Origin of the sequence: Desulfocurvus vexinensis DSM 17965, assembly GCF_000519125.1 — a bacterium.
Lineage (GTDB): Bacteria > Desulfobacterota > Desulfovibrionia > Desulfovibrionales > Desulfovibrionaceae > Desulfocurvus > Desulfocurvus vexinensis.
On sequence record NZ_JAEX01000001.1, the window covers coordinates 468,962 to 488,737 of the forward strand.

Below are 19,776 nucleotides of genomic sequence, written 5' to 3' on the forward strand. Positions count from 1 at the left end.
GCCCGCCCGGCGCGCCGGGCCGCCGAGCCCCCCGACCATGAGCAGCCCCAGCCCCGAAGTCAGCGTCGCCCTGCCCGCCTTCAACGCGGCGCGCACCCTGCCCGCCGCCCTGGACAGCCTCCTGGCCCAGACCCACCCCTGTTTCGAGATCGTGGTCGCCGACGACGGCTCCACCGACGCCACCGCCGAGGTGCTGGCGGCCTACGCCGCGCGCGACCCCCGGATGCGCCCGCTCCTGCTGCCCCACCGGGGCGTGGCCCACGCCTTCAACGCCGCCGTGGCCGCCGCGCGCGGGGCCTTGGTGGCGCGCATGGACGCCGACGACCGCTGCCTGCCCCGGCGCCTGGAGTTGCAGGCCGCGCACCTGCGGGCCCATCCCGCCACGGGGGTGGTGGCCTGCCGCGTGGAGTTCGGCGGCTGCCGCCGCACCTGCGCGGGCTACGCCGCCCATGTGGACTGGACCAACGCCCTGCTGACCCACGAGGCCATGAGCCTGGCCCGTTTCGTGGACGCGCCCCTGGCCAACCCCTCGGTGATGTTCCGCCGCGAGCTGGTGGCCGCCCACGGCGGCGCGCGCCAGGGCGATTTCCCCGAAGACTATGAAATGTGGCTGCGCTGGTTCGACGCCGGGGTGCGCATGGACAAGCTGCCCCAGGCGCTGCTGGTCTGGAACGACCCGCCGGGGCGTGCCTCGCGCACCGACCCGCGCTACGCCCTGGACGCCTTCTACCGCGTCAAGGCCCGGTACCTGGCGCGCTGGCTGGCGGCGCACAACCCGCACCACCCCGAGGTGGTGGTGCTGGGCGCCGGGCGCGTCACGCGCAGGCGCGCCGTCCTGCTGGAGGAGCACGGCGTGCGCATCGCCGCCTGGGCGGACATCGACCCGCGCAAGATCGGCAACGCCGTGGCCGGGGTGCCGGTGGTCCACCGCAGCGAACTGCCCGGGCCGCAGGGCTGTTTCGCCCTGTCCTACGTGGCCAGCCGGGGCGCCCGCGAGGACATCGCGGCCTTCCTGGAGGCGCGCGGCTTCCGGCCCGGGGTCCATTACATCGTGGCGGCCTGAGGCCTTCGCGCCGCCGCCAGCAAGGAGCGCCCATGTCCACCGCCCCGCGCATCGCCTGCGTGCTGCACGAAAGCCCCGCCGTCCGCCCCGGGGGGGTGGAGCTGTACGTGCTGGCCCTGGCCCGGGCCCTGGGGGGGCTGGGCTTCGCCGTGGAATGCGTCCTCCCCCTGCCCCTGGGCCCCGGGCAGCAGGCCGCGCCGCGCACGGCCATGGTCCAGGGCGTGGCCTTCACGGCCTTTCCCGCGCCCCTCAAGCCGACCTTCGAGTCGCGGCACGCGGACCCGGAGCTGGGTGCGGCCCTGGCCGCGTATCTGGCCGGGCGCGGCACGGACGTGGTCCACGTCCACCAGCTCATCGGCTTTTCCGGGTCGGTCATCCCGGCCTGCAAGGACGCGGGGCTGCCCGTGGTCATGACCGTCCACGACGCGTGGTTCGCGTGCAACCAGTGCCACTACGTGCGCTGGGACGGGGAGCTATGCGCCGAGGCCCCGCCGGGGCCGGATGTCTGCGCCCGCTGCCTGCTGGAGCGCGTGCCCCATGTGGGCCGGGTCTACCCGCTGGACGAACTCGCCGGGCTCATGGCCGGGCGGGCCCGGAGCCTGGCCGGGGCCCTGGGCCGGGCCGACCGCCTGCTGGCCAATTCGCGCTACACCCGGCGCAACCTCCTGCGCGCCGGGCTGCCGCGCGACAAGGTCGCCTGCGCGCCCCTGGGCGTGGTCGGCTTCGCGCCGCTGCGGCGCGTGGAGCGCCCGGCGGGGGCGCCTCTGCGCGTGGGCTGCCTGGGCAGCCTGGGTCGGGTCAAGGGGCAGGACATCCTGGTGCGCGCCGCGCGCCTGCTGCCGCCGGGGCTGGCGGAGATCCACATCCACGGCGGCAGCGCCGGGCGCGATTTCGCCCGCGAGCTGGAGCCGCTGCTGGGCACCCCGGGGGTGGTCTGGCACGGCACCTACGGCCCGGCGGATCTGCCGCGCATCCTGGCCGGGCTGGACGTGGTGGTGCAGCCCTCGCGGGCCGAGAGCTTCGGGCTGACGGTGCGCGAGGCCTTCCTGGCCGGGGTGCCGGTGCTGGCCGCGCGCATCCCGGCCCTGGAGGAGGCCGTGGCCGAGGGCCGGGGCGGGCTGCTGTTCCCGCCCGGGGATGAGGCGGCCCTGGCCGGGCTGCTGGAGCGCGTGGCCCGCGAGCCCGGGCTGCTTGCGGGGCTGGCCGCCAGCGTGCCCCCGGTGCGCACCATCGGCGAGGATGCGCTGTACCTGGCCCGGCTGTACGCCCGGCTGCTGGAAGGGCGCGGGGGCGCGGAGTGAGGGCGCGCGCGCCGCGCGCCTGCCCCGGGGCCTGAAGGGGCATGGGAGGTGCGGACCGCGGGCCGGGCCTCCGGCTCCGGGGCGGGTGGCGGGCCGTCTCCCGCAGCTGGCTGCCTGCGGGCCTGGGCGGGCGCGATGCCTGCTTCGCCAAGCGGCTGGCGGGCCGCCTTCAGGCCTCCGGTCGCGCCCCGCGCACTCTTCGGGGCCGCCGCGTCGATGGGCAGGCGCGGCGGCCCCGCAGCGTTGCCGCGCCTTCATCCCCTGTGCGCATGGCCTGCGCAAAGAGGCTTCCCCTCGAGCGGTTGGAGCCGTGTTCTTCAAATAAATCCAACGGTTTTGCGGGCGGAAGGCGGGTGATGCCGGGGTGCCGCGCGGTGGAATGGAGCGCCGCGTTGCGCGGACGCGGCAGCTAGCGCCGCCGCAGCTGGTGCTCGCGCACGGCGCTGTTGTGCTCGTCCAGGGTGCGGCTGAAGGCGTGGCTGCCGTCGCGCCGGGCCACGAAGTAGAGCAGGGCGTGCTTTTCGGGACTTTGGGCCGCCAGCAGGGCGTCCAGGCCCGGCGAGCAGATGGGCCCCGGGGGCAGGCCCGGGCGGCGGTAGGTGTTGTAGGGGTTGGCCTCGTCCTGGAGGTCGGCCCGGGTCAGGTTGCCGTTGAACTCCGGCCCCAGGCCGTAGATCACCGTAGGGTCGCACTGCATGAGCATCTTCAGGCGGATGCGGTTGGCGTAGACCCCGGCCACCCGCGCGCGCTCCTCGGGCAGGGCCGTTTCCTTCTCCACCATGGCCGCCAGGGTCACCAGCCGGGCCACCTCGGCCGGGGGCGGCGGGCCGTCCGGCCACAGCCGGGCCCCGGCCTGGGCCCAGAAGGCCGTGAGCATGGCCGCCACGATGGGCGCGGCGTCGCCGTCCCGGGGCCGGGGCACGAGGTAGGTCTCGGGGTAGAGGAACCCCTCGGCGCTGGGGCCGGGGATGCCCTGGGCCGCCAGCAGCGCGGGGTCGTGCACCGCGCGCCGGAAGCTTTCGAAGCTGGCCAGGCCGGACTGCTCGACCACGCGCCCGGCCTGCCACCAGGTCAGCCCCTCGGGCAGCACCAGCCGGTGCAGCAGCGTGCGGCCCTCGGTCAGGGCGCGCAGCACCTGGCGCGGGGGCCAGCCCGTGTGCAGGGCGAACTCCCCGGCGCGCACGCGGGCGCCCTGGCCGTCCATGCGCCCCAGCAGGCGGAAGAGCAGGGCGTCGGTGATCACGCCCTCGCGCTCAAGCTGCGCTGCCACCTGGGCCAGGCTGCTGCCCGGGGCGATGTCCACCACCACCTCGCGGCCCGGGGTCTGGGGCGCGCTGTCCAGGAAGGTCTGCACCCGCCACAGGCCCCAGGCGCCCACGGCCAGCACGGCGGCCAGCCCCAGGGCCAGGGCGTAGAGCGCCAGGCGCAGGCCCCGGCGCGCCGCCAGGGCTTTGCGCAGCCGCGCGGCCGGGTTCACGCCCCGCCCCGCGCGCCCGGCCCGGGGCCGCGCTGGTCCAGATGGGTTTGCAGGATGCGCACGGCGGCCTGCTGGTCGCGCGCGGCCTTGCGCCGGGCGTGGTCGCGTAGGCCTGCGGCGTCCAGGTCGTCGTCCGCCGCCGCGCTGGACAGGCGTTCGTCCATCAGAGCCACGGGCAGCGGCGTGCGCCGGGCCAGGCTGGCGGCGAAGTTGCGCGCCTGGCGCGTGGTGGTGGACTCCCCGCCGTCCAGGGTCAGGGGCAGGCCGATCACCACGGCCTCGACGCCCTCGGCCTCAATGACGCCCAGCAGCTCGGCGAAGAGCGCGTCGCGCGTGGTGCGCGTGATGGTCCGGTAGGGAAAGGCCAGGGCGCCGCGCGGGTCGGAGAGCGCCAGGCCCACGCGCTTGAGGCCGAAGTCGATGCCCAGGGTGCGCACCGCGTTGCCCTAGCCCTTGCCGCCCAGTCGGGCCGTGCGCACCCCGGAGCCCGCCCCGGGGGCCGCCAGGGCCGCCAGCAGCTCCTTGCGCCAGCGCGGGCCGCCCGCCAGGGCCGCCAGGTGCTCCAGGGTGTGCAGCACCGGGCGGTGCTGGCCCATGTTGATCAGGCAGCGGGCCACGCCGATGCGGCACGAGGGGCAGCCGACCAGGATGGGCGCGTCGGCGGGGTAGTCGGCCAGCCCGGTTTCGAGCACCGCCTGCTTCTGGGCCCGCAGGCGGTTGTAGATGGCCGGGGTGGTCATGGCGCCCATGCCCGACTCGCCGCAGCAGCCCGGGGAGAGGACGACCTCGGCCCCGGTCAGCCCGGCCAGGGCCGCGGCGTATTTCTTCCCGGCCTGGGCGGCCTTGACCCCCGACCATTCGGGGTGGCACGCGGCGTGGTAGAGCAGGGTGCCGCCCTGGGCCGCCGGGCCCGGCAGGCGCCCGGCCTCGATGGCGTACTGGACCACGTCGCGGTGGGCCAGGGGCGTGGCGAAGGTGTCGAGGTGGAATTCCTTGAGCCCCTCGCGGCAGGTGCCGCACGAGGTCAGCACATGGGTCGGGGCCAGGCCCGCCTCGGCGGCGCGCCGCAGCAGGTCGGCCAGGCGGTCCATGGTCCGCGAGCGGTTGGCGTTGAAGGCCTGCTCGCAGCCCGAGGCCAAGAGCGGATAGCCGCAGCACATGTGCTCGGGCGGCAGCACCACGCGCACCCCGGAGCGCAGCAGCAGGTACAGCCCGGCCAGGCCGATGTCGCGCGTGAACAGCCCGGCCCCGCAGCCGGGGAAGTAGAACACCGTGGGCGCATCGTCGCCCGCGCCCTCGGGGGCGAAGAACGAGGCCCGGCCCAGGTGCAGGGTGTCGGCCAGGTGCTGGAAGCCCAGGTGCGGCCCCTTGCCCTGGAACAGCGGGCTCTGGGCCCGCCTGCGCCAGGGCGCGGGGATGAGCCCCACGGCGCGGTTGCCCAGGGTCTGGCCCAGGGCCGCGGCCTTGGCCGCCCGGGGCACGCGCCGGGCCGGGTCCTCGGCCAGGAAGTGCAGGATGCGCGATTTGAGCGGATGCCCGCCCGCGCCCTTTTCTTCCAGGAAGGTGCGCATGTGCAGCGTGACCTCGGGGGTGTTGATCTTCACCGGGCACACGCTCATGCATTTGCCGCAGGCCGTGCAGTGGTCCACCAGGTCGCGCAGCTGGCCCAGCAGGGTCTGGTCCGGCTCGCCCTTGGTCACCTGGGTGTAGTAGATGGCTTCCACCAGGGCGCCCAGGCTGATGTTCTTGTTGCGCGGGTGGTGGATGAGCCCGCGCGAGGGCGAGTACATGGGGCAGACGGACTTGCACTTGCCGCAGCGGGTACAGGTCTGCACGTTGGTCAGCAGGCTCATGAGCCGCTGCTTGTCGGGCAGGCCGGTGCGCCCCAGGTCCTGGATGAGCTTGTTGAAGGAGAAGGTGTAGGGCGTGACGGGCAGCTCGCGCCGGGTCAGCTTGCCGGGGTTGAGCAGGTCCTTGGGGTCCACCTTGCGCTTGTATTCGGCCAGGGCGCGGATCTTGTCCTCGTGCAGGAAGCCGATCTTGGTGATGCCGATGCCGTGCTCGCCGGAGACGGCCCCGCCCAGGGCGTGGACCTTCTCGACCACGCGCTCCACGGCCTCCTCGGCCAGGGCCATCATCTGCGCATCGTTGGAGTTGACCGGGATGTTGACGTGGCAGTTGCCGTCGCCGGCGTGCATGTGGTTGGCGATGACGATGCGCGTGGCCTGCATGCGGGTGTAGACGGCGTCCAGCTCGGCTTCCAGGTCGGGGTAGCGGCTCTTGAGGTCGCGGAAGAAGTAGTGGGTCTGGATTTCCAGCTCCGAGTCGCTGATCTCGTCCGCGCCGATCTCGCCGTTGATGATCCGCGAGGCGTAGGTGAACTCCATGTTCACGAACTTGTCGGACACGCCGAACCCCGGCAGGCGCCCGGCATCCTGGAGCGCCGCGCGGTAGGCCTTGGCCATGAACACCAGGTTCAGGGTCTCCAGGAAGTCGGAGAACTCGGGGATGACCCCCAGGGGGATGACGATGTCCTCGTTGATCTTGAAGCCCGAGGTGCGCTTGGAGATGGCCGAGAGCTTGTGGCGGTCCTCCCAGAAGACCTCGGCCTCCATGGGGTCGCGGGCCACGAAGGCGTCCACGGTGTCGTAGGGCTCGGCGATGTCCACCACGGCCTGCACGGCCTGGTCCAGGGCGGCCTCGTCGTCGGAGTCCAGCTGCATGATGAGCACGGAGATGGGCTCGCCCTCGTAGCGCAGGGATTTCTTCTGGTAGTCGATGGCCCGCACGTACTTGGGGCCGAACTCCTCCAGGGCCGAGATCTTCACCAGGTCGCCCTGGCGGCGGATGGCGTCGCGCAGGGCGACCACGTCGCGGATGACCAGCATGGCCGGATGCATGGTGCGGCCAAAGAATTCCAGGCACAGCACGCGCGAGTGGGCCAGCTGCGGATAGCAGGTGAAGCAGCCCTCGGTGATGATGCCGTCCACGCCCTCCTTCTGCACGCCGGGCAGCCCGCCCAGGTACTTGTTGGTCACGTCCTTGCCCAGGCCCTTGCCGCGCAGCTGGTCGCCGCGCAGGGTCACGGTGTCCACCAGGGCCCCGGCCTCGTCGAAGACCTCGAACACGGCCACGTCGGTTTCCAGGATCTTGTGGCGCGGATGGTCCTTGCGGCGGACCTCGACGAGGGCACCGTCGGGGGTGACCATGCGGTAGGACAGGATGTTGTCGATGGTCGTGCCGTACTCGAAGGCGAAGGGGCCGCCGGAGTTCTCGGAGATGTTGCCGCCGATGCTCGAGGCGGTCTTGGAGGCCGGGTCCACGGTGAAGAGCAGGCCCTGGGCGGCTGCGGCGGCGATGGCGTCCATGGTGATGACGCCGCTTTGCACGCACAGGGTGCGCTGTGCGGGGTCCACGGAGACGATCTCGCCCAGGCCGGACAGGGACAGGACCACGGTGCGCGCGTCGGCGGGGATGGCCCCGCCCGTGAGCCCCGAGCCGCCGCCGCGCGGCACGATGGAAAAGCCCATCTCGCCCGCCAGGCGCACGATGTCCTGGATATGGCCGGTGGTGCGCGGCTTGAGCACCAGCAGCGGCAGCTCCATGCGCAGGTCGGTGGCGTCGGTGGCGCATTCCACGCGCGAATTGGGCCGGGCGTCCACGCACTCGCGCGGCAGCAGCTGCCCCAGGCGGCGCACCAGCTCTTCGCGGAACTTCTGGTCCTCGCGGAAGCGGTTCCAGAAGCGGAACATGCCCGTGGCCAGGGCGGAGGAATATTCCTCGGCCATGGCCAGCTTGGTCTGGGCGAAGGAGGTCTGGACGTTCTTCCAGACCAGCTCGGGGTCGATGAAGGGGTTGTAGCGGATGAGGAACAGCTCGGCGGTCAGCTCCAGGGCCGCCTCGCGGACGTGCTCGGGCCAGGCCTTGAACTCCCCGGGCGTCAGGCCCAGGACGCGCTGGACCAGCGGGTCGGCGGGGATGGATATGTGCGGGCCTTTGTAGGGCATGGTGGCAATCCAGGGTCGTGGTTCTTGGTGGAGCCCGCCAGTATAGGCACTGGCTTCCCGGATTGCAAGGGCGCCCGGCGGGGGCCGGGCGGCGGGTCAGGGCCGCAGGCCGGGGCCTCCCTGTACGGCGCAGCCGTGGGCGCATTGCAGGCGCTCCAGGGTGCCGTCGGCGCGCATGGCGTCCAGGCCCCGGTCGAAGTCGCGCACCAGGGCTTCGTGGTCCGGCAGGGCGGTGGAGAAGCAGACGGCCAGATCCTTTTCCTCCAGCACGACCACCAGCCGCAGGGCCGCGTACCCGCCGTCCAGCTCCGGGGCCAGATAGGCGGCCACGTAGACGTCGGCCACGGCCACGTCCACCCGCCCGGCCAGCAGCTTGCGCAAATTGGTCAGGTCGTCGGCGGCCTGCTGCCGGTCGAGCCAGGGCGTCTTGTCGATGACCGGGGTGTTCTTGTAGCCCAGCACCACGCCCACGCGCAGGCCGCGCAGGTCCTCGATGCCGGAGTAGGTCAGGGTCGATCCGGCGCGGGCGAAGAGCGCCAGCGGGCCGCCGGGAAAGGGCCCCGCGCACAGGACATCCCTGCCCTGGTCCTCGTCCGCGTAGGCCGGGATGTACCCGTCGTGGTACCCGGCGCGGGTGCCCTGCACGGCGCGCAGCCAGGGCAGGAACACGAAGCGCACCTCGTGGCCGGAGCGCCCCAGGGCCTCGCGGGCCAGGGCCGCCGCATAGCCTTGCCCGGGCAGGGCGTGGCCGATGTAGGGCGGCCAGTCCAGGGTGGCCAGGGTCAGCGCGCGGGCCGTGGCGGAGCCGGGGGCGAAGAGCGACGCGAAGAGCAGCAGCGGCAGGAGGGCGGAGGCGCGGCGCATGGGTTGTCCGGGTCTGGTTGCGGTTGGAGGGGCTTCGGATGATCTGTATCACATCCTGGACGGTGCTGACAATTCCGCAGTGCGGCGCTGCTCAACTTCGCTCCAGCAGGCGCAGGGCCAGGGCCGCCTGGCCCAGGCTGATGCAGCCGTCGCCGGGCGGCAGGGCGCGGTGGACCAGGGGCCGGAGCCCGCGCGCGCGCAGCGCCCGGGGCAGCAGGGTGGCCAGGGTGCGGTTGAGCATCGACCCGCCCGACAGGGCCACGTGGGTCAGGCCCGTGGCGGCGGCCAGGGCGGCGGCCATGTCGGCCAGGCCGCGCACCAGCCCGAGGTGGAAGCGGCGGCTGACCACCCCGGCGGGCACCCCGGCCTCCCAGTCGGCCAGCACCTGGGCGAACAGGGCCAGGGTGTCCAGCCGGGCGGGCTGGGCGGCGCCGCGCAGGGGCACGTCGTAGCCCGGGTCGTCGCCCAGGTCGCGCTGGACGCCCTCCAGGGCGATGGCCGCCTCGGCCTCGTAGCCCGCGGTGAGCTTCACCCCGAGCATGGCGCTCACGGCGTCGAAGAGCCGCCCGCAACTGGTGGTGGCCGGGCAGTTCAGCCCGCGCTCCAGCATCTGGCCCACCAGGGCCGAGGCCGGGCCGTGGGCCGCCAGCCAGGGCCAGGGGCGGCCCATGGGCTCGGTGACGCCCAGGGCGTGCAGGCAGGCCTGGGCCACACGCCAGGGCTCGCGGATGGCGGCCTCGCCCCCGGGCAGGCGCACGGGGCTGAAGTGCCCCAGGCGCTCGTGGCAGGGCTCTTGGTTGTCCACCAGCAGGCATTCGCCGCCCCACAGGGTGCCGTCCTCGCCTAGGCCCGTGCCGTCCAGGGCCAGGCCGATGACGGCGCCGTCGAAGCGGTTTTCGGCCATGACGGCGTGGATGTGCGCCAGGTGGTGCTGCACGGGGAACAGCGGCAGGCCGTGCGCGGCGGCGATGTCGCGGGCCAGGGCCGTGGTCATGAAATCGGGGTGCAGGTCGTGGGCCACGGCCACGGGGCGCACGCGCAGGATGTCCTCCAGGTGCGCGGCCATTTCCGCGTAGAAGGCGCTGGTCTCCAGGTTCTCCATGGTCCCGATGTGCTGGCTGACGAAGGCCTGGTCGCCCTTGGTCAGGCACAGGGTGGCCTTGAGCTCGGGCCCGGCGCCCAGCACCGTGGGCCCCGGGCGCGAGAGGAACACCGGGGCGGGCGTGAACCCGCGCGCCCGGCGCAGGAACTGCGGCGCGGGACCGTCCGGCCCGCCGTCGTCCACCACGCGCAGCACCGAGTCGTCGCAGCGGATGAGGATGTCGCGGTCGTGCAGCAGCAGCAGGTCGGCCACCCCGGCCAGCCGGGCCAGGGCCTCGCGGTTGCCGGTGCAGATGGGCTCGCTGCTCAGGTTGCCCGAGGTCATGACCAGTGCGGGCGGGCAGGGCGGCGCCCCGGGGTCCGCATCGCCCTGCGGGGCGGGCGCCTGGGCCCGGGCCTGGGCGTAGCGCTTGAAAAGCACGTGGTGCAGCGGCGTGTAGGGCAGCATCAGGCCCAGCTCGGTGGTGTCCGGCGCCAGCAGGGCCAGGGCCGGGCCCAGGGGCGAGGGCAGGCGCGCCGGGGCCAGGACGATGGGCCGGGCCGGGCCCGTCAGCTGGGCCAGGGCGGCGGCGTCCAGCCGGGCCAGGGCCAGGGCCCCGGCCTCGTCGGGCACCATCACCGCCAGGGGCTTGCCGTAGCGGTGCTTGCGCTCGCGCAGCAGGGCCACGGCCCGGGCGCTGGCCGCGTCGCAGACCAGGTGGAACCCGCCCAGGCCTTTCATGGCCAGCAGGGCGCCCCCGGCCACGGCCCGGGCGGCGGCGGCGATGGCCTCGCCCCCGCGCGCCAGCTCCGCGCCCTGGGCGTCGGCCAGCCACAGGCGCGGGCCGCACACGGGGCAGGCGTTGGGCTGGGCGTGGAAGCGCCGGTCGCCGGGGTCGGCGTATTCGCGGGCGCAGTCCGGGCACAGGGGGAAGCAGGCCATGGACGTGGTGGCCCGGTCGTAGGGCACGCTGCGGGTGATGGTGTAGCGCGGGCCGCAGTTGGTGCAGTTGGTGAAGGGGTAGTCGTGGCGCCGCCCGGCGGGGTCGGCCATGTCGGCCAGGCAGTCGGCGCAGGTGGCGGTGTCGGGGCTGATGAGCACGCTGTGGCCCTGGCCCGCCGTGCTGGCCAGGATGGCGAACTCCGCCTCGCCGGGCACGGGCGCCAGCTCCTGGCGGTCGCAGGACACGATGCTGGCCAGGGGCGGCAGCTTGCCCGTCAGGTCGGCCTCGAAGGCCGCCACGGCCCCGGGCGGCCCCTGGACCTCGATGACCACGCCCTCGGGGGCGTTGCGCACGCCGCCGGTCAGCCCGTGCTCGCGGGCGATGCGGTAGACAAAGGGCCGGAAGCCCACGCCCTGCACGGCGCCGGTGACGGTCAGGCGCCTGCGGGCGGCGGGGGGGCTGGCGTGGTCTGGCATGCTCGGGTCCGGTGGTTTCTGGGTGGCCGCGCCCGGCGGCGGCGCCCCGGGGCCCTTGATGTAGAACCAAATCCGCCGCGCTGTCCAGCCGCTGGCGCACAAAGGGCCGCCCCGGCGCTGGACTCCGGCCCCCGGCGGCGCTATGACCGCCCGTGCGCGCCCCGCACGTCGCGGCCCGCGCGTCCCGGTCCCAGCGAGGTTTCATGCTGTCCACCACCGCCCTCGTCGCCCTCGTGGTGCTCGTCGCCGCCTTCATCCAGGGCACGGTGGGCTTCGGCTTCGCCTTCTTCGCCCTGCCCATCCTGGCCTGGATCATCGACTTCCGGCTGGCCGTGGTCTCGCTGGTGCTGCTGGCCCAGGGGCTGAACCTGATCATCCTGTGGCAGCACGGCTTCCGGGCCGACTGGAAGAGCGTCGTGCCGCTGACCGTGGCCACCCTGCCGGGCATCCCCGTGGGCGTGTGGCTGCTCACGGCCCTGCCCGTGGCCTGGCTCCAGGGCGCCCTGGGCGCGCTTTTGGTGTGCTACGCGCTCTACCAGTGGCTGGCGCGGCCCGTGCCGCGCGCGGTGGGGCCGCTGTGGATGGCCGGGGCCGGGTTCATGGCCGGGTGCCTGGGCGGGGCGCTCAACTCCCAGGGCCCGCCCATCCTGGTCTACGTGTCCCTGCAACCGTGGGACAAGGATCGCGTCAAGGCCACCCTGGTGGGCTTTTTCTTCACCACCGGGCTGTTCGTGGCCCTGGCCCAGGCCTGGCGCGGGCTGGTCACGCCCGAGGTGGCGCGCATGACCCTGGTCTGCGCACCGTTCATGGTCGCCGGGGTGCTGGCCGGGCGGCGGCTCTACCTGCGCCTGGGCGAGGGCGGCTACCGCTCGCTGTTCACGGGGCTGATCTTCGCCCTGGGGCTGATGATGCTCGTGCGCAGCCTGGGCGCCTAGCCCGGCCCTTCCGTTTTTCCCCTCCTCGTTTCGCGGGTTTACAGGGTGTAAAAAATCCTGACACCCGGGCCGCCGCCGGGGCCCTCCGGGCGCAGGCTGCCTGGGTGTCCCTGCTCTTTTCTCCTTTGAATCCAAGGCTATAAATTTACTTCCGCTGCCAGGGTCCCCTGGCATGGGCGTTGCTTCGCCGCGGGCATGACCCAGCCTGTACCCGAGCCCGGCCCCCGGCGCCCCCTGGTGGTGGTGGCCGAGAAGAACCCCCGCATCCGTCAGTTCCTGGCGCGCGAATTCGCCGCCCGGGGCTGGCTGGCGGTCCAGGCCGCCGACGGGGCCGAGCTGCGCCGCGCGGCCCGGGCCGAGCCCCGGCCCGACATGTTCGTGGTGGACCTGGAGCTGCCCTTCCTGGAGGAGGGGTTGCGCGGGCCAGGCGGCGAAGCGCTGCGCCCGCTGGTGCTGCACGCGCTCATGCCCGAGGCTGCGGACCATCCGGCCCTGCCCCTGGCCGGGGCGGTGGTGGAAAAGACCGGCGACCCCGGCGCCCTGCTGGACGCCGCATGGACTCTGTTGCAGCGGGCCCCCGGCCCCGATCCCCAGTGAGGACCGCCATGCGCCTGAGCCCGGAAGACCTGCATTCCCCCAAATATTACCGCACCCTGCGCCGGGCCATCGCGGCCATCGTGATCCTGGTCTCGCTCACGCCGCTGGTGCTGGTGGGCGCCATCAGCAGCTCCCAGTTCCGCGAGTCCTACGAGGCCAAGGTGCTCGAACAGCTGCGCGAGGTGGTCCAGAAGCACCAGCAGCTCATCGACTTTTTCCTGGACGAGAAGCGCGGCGAGCTGCGCATGCTGGCCCGCTCGGCCAGCTTCGACGAGCTGTGCGCCCCCGGGCGCCTGGGCCGCGAGCTGCAACTGCTTCAGGAGGAATTGCAGGGCGTGTTCGTGGACCTGGGCGTGGTGGACGCCCGGGGCGTGCAGCAGGCCTACGAGGGCCCCTTCCGCCTCGGCCAGGCCGACTACTCCCAGGCCGAATGGTTCCGCGAGGCCATGCAGAGCGAGGTCTTCATCAGCGACGTGTTCCTGGGCCTGCGCGGGCTGCCGCATTTCATCATCGCCGTGCGCCAGAAGCGCGGCGACGAGCACTGGATCCTGCGCGCCACGGTGGACTTCGTGGCCTTCAACTCCCTGGTGGAGAGCATCCGCATCGGGCGCACGGGTACGGCGTATATCGTCAACGGCCAGGGCCGCTTCCAGACCCCTTCGCCGCGCGGGGCGGCCCTGCCCGACACCGACTGGCTGGCCGGGGAGCTGGACAAGTTCGCCGCGCGCCCGGCCCAGGGCCGGGGCTTCGGCCCGGCCTTCATGCGCGACGCGGGCCCCGGGGCCGTCGAGGTGCTCGAGCGCCCCGACCCCCAGGGCACGGACACCATCTACGTCATGACGCCCCTCAAGCAGGGGCGCTGGCTGCTGGTCTACCAGCAGGCCCGGGCCGACGCCTACGCCAGCCTGCACACGGCGCGGCGCCACGTCCTGATCATCCTCGGCCTGGGCGCGGCGGCCATCGTGATCATGGGCCTGTGGCTGTCGGCGCGCGTGGTGCGCTCCATCGAGGCCGCCGACACCGAGAAGGCCGTGATGAACGAGCAGGTCATCGAGACGGGCAAGATGGCCTCGGTGGGCGAACTGGCGGCGGGCATCGCCCACGAGATCAACAACCCCGTGGCCATCATGCTCGAGGAGGCGGGCTGGGTGGGCGATGTGTGCGCCGACCTAGAGCTGCCCGAGGCCGACCGCGCCGACATCGAGAAATCCCTGACCCAGATCCGCACCCAGGGGCGGCGCTGCCGCGAGATCACCCACAAGCTGCTCTCCTTCGCGCGCAAGATCGACCCCGTGGCCCGGCCCCTGGACGTGAACGCCGTGGTCTCTGAGGTGGTGGGCCTGTCGGAAAAGCGCGCCCGCTACAGCGGGGTGGACCTGGCCCTGGACCTGGCGCCCGACCTGCCCCCGGTGCTGGCCTCGCCCTCGGAGATGCAGCAGGTGCTCTTGAACCTCATCAACAACGCCGTGGACGCCACGGGCTCGCGCGGCGGGCTGGTGCGGGTGTCCACCCGCCGCGAGGGCTCCTGGGTGCTGCTGGGCGTCGCCGACCAGGGCGAGGGCATCCCCAAGGCCAACCTGGGGCGCATTTTCGAGCCGTTTTTCACCACCAAGCCCGTGGGCAAGGGCACCGGGCTCGGGCTGTCCATCGTCTACGGCATCGTCAAGAAGATGGGCGGCGACATCGAGGTGGAAAGCCAGCTGAACCAGGGCACCACCTTCCTGGTGCGCCTGCCCGTCGGGGAGGGCCAGGCGTGAGCGGGCCGGGGCTGCGGGTGCTGCTCGTGCTCGGCGAACCTGCGCATCTGGACGTGCTGGCCCGGCGCATGGCCCGGCGCGGGATCGGGGCCGTGGGCGCCGTCACCGTGGCCGAGGCCCTGCGCGCCCTGCGCCGCGACGAGTTCCACTGCGCGGTGCTCGACCTGGCCCTGCCCGTGGCCGATGGGCTGGAGCCGTTCACGGCCCTGCGGGCCGTGGCTCCGGAGATGCCCCTGGTCCTGCTGACGCCCCGGGCCATGCCCGGGTCGGGGGGCGGGGTCTGCCAGTGCCTGGCCAAGCCCTGCGGGCTGGAGGAAATCATGGAGGCCATCGGCGCGGCCGTGGCCTCGCAACCCGGCAGGAGGGAGCCCCGGACCCCCGTGGCCGGGCAGGACACCCGGGCGGGCCCCGCCCCGCCGGAACAGGACGCACGCGGGCACAGCGAAAATCCAAAGCATCCAACACCGGAGGAACAAAGGGAATGAAACTCGGCAGAAGACTCTACCAGACCATGCTCGAAAGCTCCATGGCCTACGCCAAGTGGGACCTGGAGACCTCGAGGAACATCCTGGGGAGCAGGCGCAAGATGTGGATCCTGGCGGCCATGGTAGTGCCCGTCATCCTGGGCGGCCTGGCCATCGCCGCGCCGGAGCTGCCCGGCATCCTGGGCGGGCACAAGGCCTACAGCCCGGCCTACTACACCCCGGCCATCTTCGGGGTCTCCATCGTCATCGGCATGTGCGCCGGGCTCATCACCGGCTGCATCGGCGCGGGCGGCGGGTTCATCATCACCCCGGCGCTCATGAGCGCGGGCGTCAAGGGCATCCTGGCCGTGGGCACGGACCTGTTCCACATCTTCGCCAAGGCCATCATGGGCACGGCCATCCACAAGAAGCTGGGCAACGTCTCCGTGGCGCTGGCCGTGGCCTTCCTGGTGGGTGCGGGCGTGGGCGTCACCGGCGGCGGCGTCATCAACCGCGCCCTGTACGAGACCAACCCGGTGCTCTCCGACACGTTCATCAGCGTGATCTACGTGTTCCTGCTGGGCTTTTTGGGCATCTATGCCATGACGGACTTCCTGCGCATGCGCAAGGCCGGGGGCGGCGACGCCCACGGCGGCCCGGCGGCGGGCTCCGCTGGCGGCGGCAAATCCCTGCCCGAGCGCCTGCAGTCCAAGAACATCCCGCCGATGATCACCTTTGACGAGGACCTGACCCCCGGCGGCAAGAAGATCAGCGCGCTGTTCGTGGCCGTGTGCGGCTCCATCGTCGGCTTCGCGGCGGCCATCATGGGCGTGGGCGGCGGCTTCCTGACCTTCCCCATGTTCGTGTACATCCTGGGCGTGTCCTCGTTCACCACCGTGGGCACGGACATCCTGCAGATCATCTTCACCGCCGGGTACGCGTCCATCGCCCAGTATGCGGTGTACGGGTTCATCTTCTACACCCTGGCCATGGGCATGCTCATCGGCTCGCTGCTGGGCATCCAGATCGGCGCCATGGCCACCAAGGTGGTGCCCGGCATCTACATCCGTGGCTTCTACGCCCTGTCCATCATGGCGGGCTTCGTCAACCGCCTCTTCGCCCTGCCGGGCAAGCTGGCCGAGATGAAGCAGCTGCCGCACAACCCGGGCCTGTACCACATGTTCGACGTGGTGGGGAACATCCTGTTCTTCATCGTCATCGGCATCTTCGCGGTGTGGGTCATCGGCAAGTTCCTGACCAGCTTCAAGCAGCTGAAGGAGGAAGCGTAGCCATGGCCGCTCCCAACAAGAAAAAGCTCATGCTGTCGCTGTTCATGGCCGTGGTCTTCTTCGGCCTGTTGCTGGCCATGTTCAGCCCCCTGTTCAACGGCGAGAACGCCCTCAAGGCCTCCGACCGGCTGTTCAACTCCATCTCCAAGGGGTCGAGCAACTACATCCCGGGCCTGAAGGCCACGGCGGCCAAGCACCAGGGCACGCCCCTGGCCCTGACCCTGACCTTCGTGGACGGCAAGGCCGAGGGCCACGAGGACGTGGCCGTGGTCGGCGCCGACGTGGCGGCCAAGGCCGCCCAGGTGCTGGGCACCGTGGCCCAGGCCCAGGCCCAGGGCGAGACGGTGACGCTCTCGGGCGACCTGGGGGCCATCCTTGGCGCGGCCCTGGCCGACGCCGAGGCCCTGTTCGAGAACCGGGGCCAGGAGGTGGCCGCGCGCCACGGCATGGACGAGAAGGAGGCGCTGTTCATCTGGTGGAAGGCGCTTACCGCCGTGGACGCCGAGCTGAAGCTGGCCGGTGGCAAGGACAACGTGGCCCTGGCCAAGGCCGTGCACTCGGTCATCGCCAAGGGCGTCGAGGTCGGCTACAACTACTACGGCATCACCCCCGAGAGCGCGGGCTCGCGCGCGGGCATCCTGACCTTCTCGCTGGTGTTCTACGTGATCTACACCCTGTGGTGGGGCATGACCATCTTCTACTTCTTCGAGGGGTTGGGGCTGGTCATGAGCAAGGGCCACAAGAAGGAGGCCTAGGGGCTTTGACCCCGGCGGGCCGGTGGGGCATGATGCCCTGGCCCGCATTGACGGGCCGCCGCCCCATTCCCGGGGCGGCGGCCCTGGTCTTTGGCCCGCCGGGCGAGGGAGCGACATGGGTTGGCTGACGGAATGGCTGGACAGGCACCTGGCCCTGAGCGGCGCCAACCGCGAACAGACCGAGCGGGAGAAGGAGCGCGCGCGCCAGACGTGCTCCATGCAGTTCCAGCATTTCAAGCGCCTGCTGGGGGCCAACGCCAAGGCCCTGGAGGCCATGACCGACATGGAGGACGCCCGCCGGGGCCGGCGGGTGTTCGGCATGTCCTTCATCCGCGCCAAATGCACCACGGTGGTGGTCAACGTGGAGGAGATCATCCGCCACCTGGAGGGCATCGCCCCGGGCCGCTACAGCGTGCTGGCCGAGCGCTTCGACGACATCCGCCGCGGCATCAGCGCCCTGCTGGAATCGGGGCAGCGCGCGGGCGACGCGCCCCTGGTGGTGCCCCTGGACGAGGTGGACAAGTCCATGGCCGACTGGGTGGGCAGCAAAATGGCCAACGTCGGCGAGATCAAGAACCGCATCGGCCTGCCCGTGGCCCCGGGGTTCGTGGTCACGGCGCGGGGCTTCGAGGCCTTCATGGCCCACCAGGGCCTGCGCGACGAGATCGGCAAGCTGCTGCTGCTGACCCGCGTGGAGGAGATGAGCGAGCGTTTCGAACTCTCCGAGGCCATCCAGCGCCTGATCGTGGACCACCCGCTGCCCGACGCCCTCGTGGAGGCGCTCATCGGGCAGTACCAGCGCCTGGAGCAGGCCACCCGCCCGGGGGTGCGCGTGTCGCTACGCTCCAGCGCCCTGGGCGAGGACGCCGCCGGAGCCTCCTTCGCCGGGCAGTTCCGCTCCATCCTCAACGTCGGCGGGCACCAGCTCGTGCGCTCCTACAAGGAGGTCGTGGCCAGCATGTACAGCCTGCCGGCCCTGACCTACCGCCTCAACCGCGGCATCCGCGACTCCGACGCGGCCATGTGCGTCGGCGCCATGGTCATGCTCGACCCCGTGGCCGGGGGCGTCATCTACTCGCGCAGCCCCCTCAACGTGCGCGACGACGCGGTGGTCATCAATTCGGCCTGGGGCCTGCCCAAGCTGGTGGTGGACGGCGTGGGTACGCCCGACCGCTTCGTGGTCGAGCGCCAGGGGCCGGACGGCGCCATGCGCGTGCGCGAGCGGCGCGTGGCGGACAAGCGCACCGTCTACGTCTGCCGCCCCGAGGCCGGGGTGGTGGCCCTGGAGCAGGAGTACGAGCTGGTTGCGCGGCCCTCGCTCACCGACGCCCAGGCCGTGGAGCTGGCGCGCCTGGCCGTGCTGCTGGAGGCGCACTACGGCTCGCCCCAGGACATCGAATGGGCCCTGGAGCGGGGCGGGGGCTTCTCGCTGTTGCAGTGCCGCCCGCTGTCGGTGGCCGTGCCGCCGCGCGAGGGCGGCGCCCCGGCGCCCCGGCGCGACCCGTCGGACCACGGCACGCCGCTGGTGCGGGGCGCGGTCACGGCGGCGCCCGGGGTGGGCTGCGGGCCGGTGCATGTGGTGGAGCGCGACCCCGACGCCCTGCGCTTCCCCCAGGGCGGGGTGCTGGTGGCGCGCTTCGCCCTGCCCAAATGGGCCTCGCTGCTCAACTGGGCCTCGGCGGTGGTCACCGAGCAGGGCAGCGTCACCGGGCATCTGGCCAACGTGGCCCGCGAGTTCGGGGTGCCGATGATCACCGGCGCCGCCGGGGCCATGGCGGCGGTGCAGGACGGCCAGGTGGCCACGGTGGACGCCGACGCGGGCGCCGTCTATCCCGGCTGCGTGGAGGCGCTCTTGCGCCATGCGGCCCCGCGCCGCAACCTGATGGAAGGCAGCCCGGTCCACGCCCTGCTCCAGGAGGTCAGCAGGCTCATCGTGCCCCTGAACCTGACCGACCCCGACGCCCCGGAGTTCCGGGCCTGCAACGTTTCGACCCTGCACGACATCACGCGCTTCTGCCACGAGAAGTCCGTGGCCGAGATGTTCGAGAGCAGCCAGGAGCGCGAGCACGGCGACTGCCCGGGCAAGCAGCTGCGCGACGGCGTGCCCGTGCAGTTCTGGGTCATGGACCTGGAGGACGGCATCGACGGCAACGGCGACGGGCCCTACGTGGACCTGGAGGACATCCGCTCCATGCCCATGCTCGCCCTGTGGGACGGCATCAGCGCCGTGCCCTGGGCCGGGCCGCCGCGCGTGGACGCGCGGGGCTTCATGACCATCGTGCTCGAGGCGGCCACCAACCCGGCCCTCAACCCCGTGCTGCGCAGCAAGTTCGCCAACCGCAACTATTTCATGATCACCCGCAACTACTGCAACCTGCAATCACGCTTCGGGTTCCACTTCTCCACCGTGGAGGCCCTGGTCACCGACAGCCCGTCGCAGAACTACATCAACTTCCGCTTTGCGGGCGGCGCGGCGGACCACGCCCGGCGCAGGCGCCGGGCGGTGTTCATCGCGGGCATCCTGGAGCAGTTCGGGTTCTATTCCGAGGTGCGCGGCGACAGCCTGTCGTCGCGCTACGAAGGCATGCCCAGGCCGCTCATCGGCGAGCGCCTGAAGCTGCTGGGCTACCTGACCATGCACACCCGCCAGCTGGACATGATCATGGCCAACCAGGCCGCCGCCATGGCCCACCGCGAGAAGATCCTGGCCGATATCTACCGCATCCTGCCCGCCCTGCGGCCTTCCAGCCGCAAGACCATGGCCTGA

At 72.4% G+C, this 19,776-nt stretch carries 14 protein-coding genes; 9 read left to right on the top strand and 5 right to left on the bottom strand.

The window, feature by feature from the left end; translation table 11 throughout:
* Window positions 1-37: 37 nt before the first annotated feature.
* Entirely contained in the window at window positions 38-1,063 is a 1,026-nt protein-coding gene (locus tag G495_RS0102140; protein ID WP_028586460.1) for a glycosyltransferase, read from the top strand.
* 32 nt (window positions 1,064-1,095) lie between these two features.
* The gene (locus tag G495_RS0102145; protein WP_028586461.1) at window positions 1,096-2,364 is read left to right on the top strand and encodes a glycosyltransferase; all 1,269 of its coding nucleotides are present in this window, start codon (window positions 1,096-1,098) and stop codon (window positions 2,362-2,364) included.
* A 409-nt stretch (window positions 2,365-2,773) separates the two neighbouring features.
* Here G495_RS0102145 and mltG read toward each other — a convergent pair whose 3' ends face one another.
* The 5 genes from mltG to hypF all read right to left on the bottom strand — a co-directional run bounded on the left by mltG (window position 2,774) and on the right by hypF (window position 11,212).
* Window positions 2,774-3,841 carry an endolytic transglycosylase MltG gene (gene mltG, locus G495_RS0102155; RefSeq protein ID WP_245588343.1) on the bottom strand — a complete coding sequence of 356 codons (1,068 nt, stop codon included), beginning with the start codon at window positions 3,839-3,841 and terminating at the stop codon, window positions 2,774-2,776.
* Window positions 3,838-4,278: a Holliday junction resolvase RuvX gene (gene ruvX / locus G495_RS0102160; RefSeq protein ID WP_028586463.1), complete on the bottom strand. Its 441-nt coding sequence runs from the start codon at window positions 4,276-4,278 to the stop codon at window positions 3,838-3,840. Before ruvX ends, mltG begins: the two co-directional genes overlap by 4 nt.
* A 9-nt stretch (window positions 4,279-4,287) precedes the next feature.
* Window positions 4,288-7,848, bottom strand: a complete 3,561-nt coding sequence (locus G495_RS17140; protein ID WP_035250491.1) for an FAD-binding and (Fe-S)-binding domain-containing protein — start codon at window positions 7,846-7,848, stop codon at window positions 4,288-4,290.
* A 96-nt stretch (window positions 7,849-7,944) separates the two neighbouring features.
* A complete protein-coding gene (locus tag G495_RS20105) occupies window positions 7,945-8,712 on the bottom strand; it encodes a substrate-binding periplasmic protein (RefSeq protein WP_028586464.1) in 768 nt (255 codons plus the stop codon).
* A 91-nt stretch (window positions 8,713-8,803) separates the two neighbouring features.
* On the bottom strand, window positions 8,804-11,212 hold the full coding sequence (gene hypF, locus G495_RS0102175) for a carbamoyltransferase HypF (RefSeq protein ID WP_028586465.1): 2,409 nt from the start codon (window positions 11,210-11,212) through the stop codon (window positions 8,804-8,806).
* A gap of 203 nt (window positions 11,213-11,415) precedes the next feature.
* Here hypF and G495_RS0102180 point away from each other — a divergent pair, with 203 nt between their 5' ends.
* From G495_RS0102180 to G495_RS17155, 7 genes are all read left to right on the top strand, one after another.
* Complete coding sequence (locus tag G495_RS0102180; protein WP_028586466.1) at window positions 11,416-12,147, top strand: sulfite exporter TauE/SafE family protein; 732 nt, start codon at window positions 11,416-11,418, stop codon at window positions 12,145-12,147.
* Between the two features lie 195 nt (window positions 12,148-12,342).
* Entirely contained in the window at window positions 12,343-12,744 is a 402-nt protein-coding gene (locus G495_RS0102185; RefSeq protein ID WP_028586467.1) for a response regulator transcription factor, read from the top strand.
* The gene (locus tag G495_RS0102190) at window positions 12,741-14,501 is read left to right on the top strand and encodes a sensor histidine kinase (protein ID WP_245588344.1); all 1,761 of its coding nucleotides are present in this window, start codon (window positions 12,741-12,743) and stop codon (window positions 14,499-14,501) included. Before G495_RS0102185 ends, G495_RS0102190 begins: the two co-directional genes overlap by 4 nt.
* A complete protein-coding gene (locus G495_RS17150) occupies window positions 14,498-14,986 on the top strand; it encodes a response regulator (RefSeq protein WP_051444971.1) in 489 nt (162 codons plus the stop codon). The genes G495_RS0102190 and G495_RS17150 overlap by 4 nt, the downstream gene beginning before the upstream one ends.
* Window positions 14,983-16,254, top strand: a complete 1,272-nt coding sequence (locus G495_RS0102200) for a sulfite exporter TauE/SafE family protein (RefSeq protein ID WP_028586469.1) — start codon at window positions 14,983-14,985, stop codon at window positions 16,252-16,254. The genes G495_RS17150 and G495_RS0102200 overlap by 4 nt, the downstream gene beginning before the upstream one ends.
* A gap of 2 nt (window positions 16,255-16,256) precedes the next feature.
* On the top strand, window positions 16,257-17,009 hold the full coding sequence (locus tag G495_RS0102205; RefSeq protein ID WP_028586470.1) for a hypothetical protein: 753 nt from the start codon (window positions 16,257-16,259) through the stop codon (window positions 17,007-17,009).
* Between the two features lie 115 nt (window positions 17,010-17,124).
* On the top strand, window positions 17,125-19,776 hold the full coding sequence (locus G495_RS17155; RefSeq protein ID WP_051444972.1) for a PEP/pyruvate-binding domain-containing protein: 2,652 nt from the start codon (window positions 17,125-17,127) through the stop codon (window positions 19,774-19,776).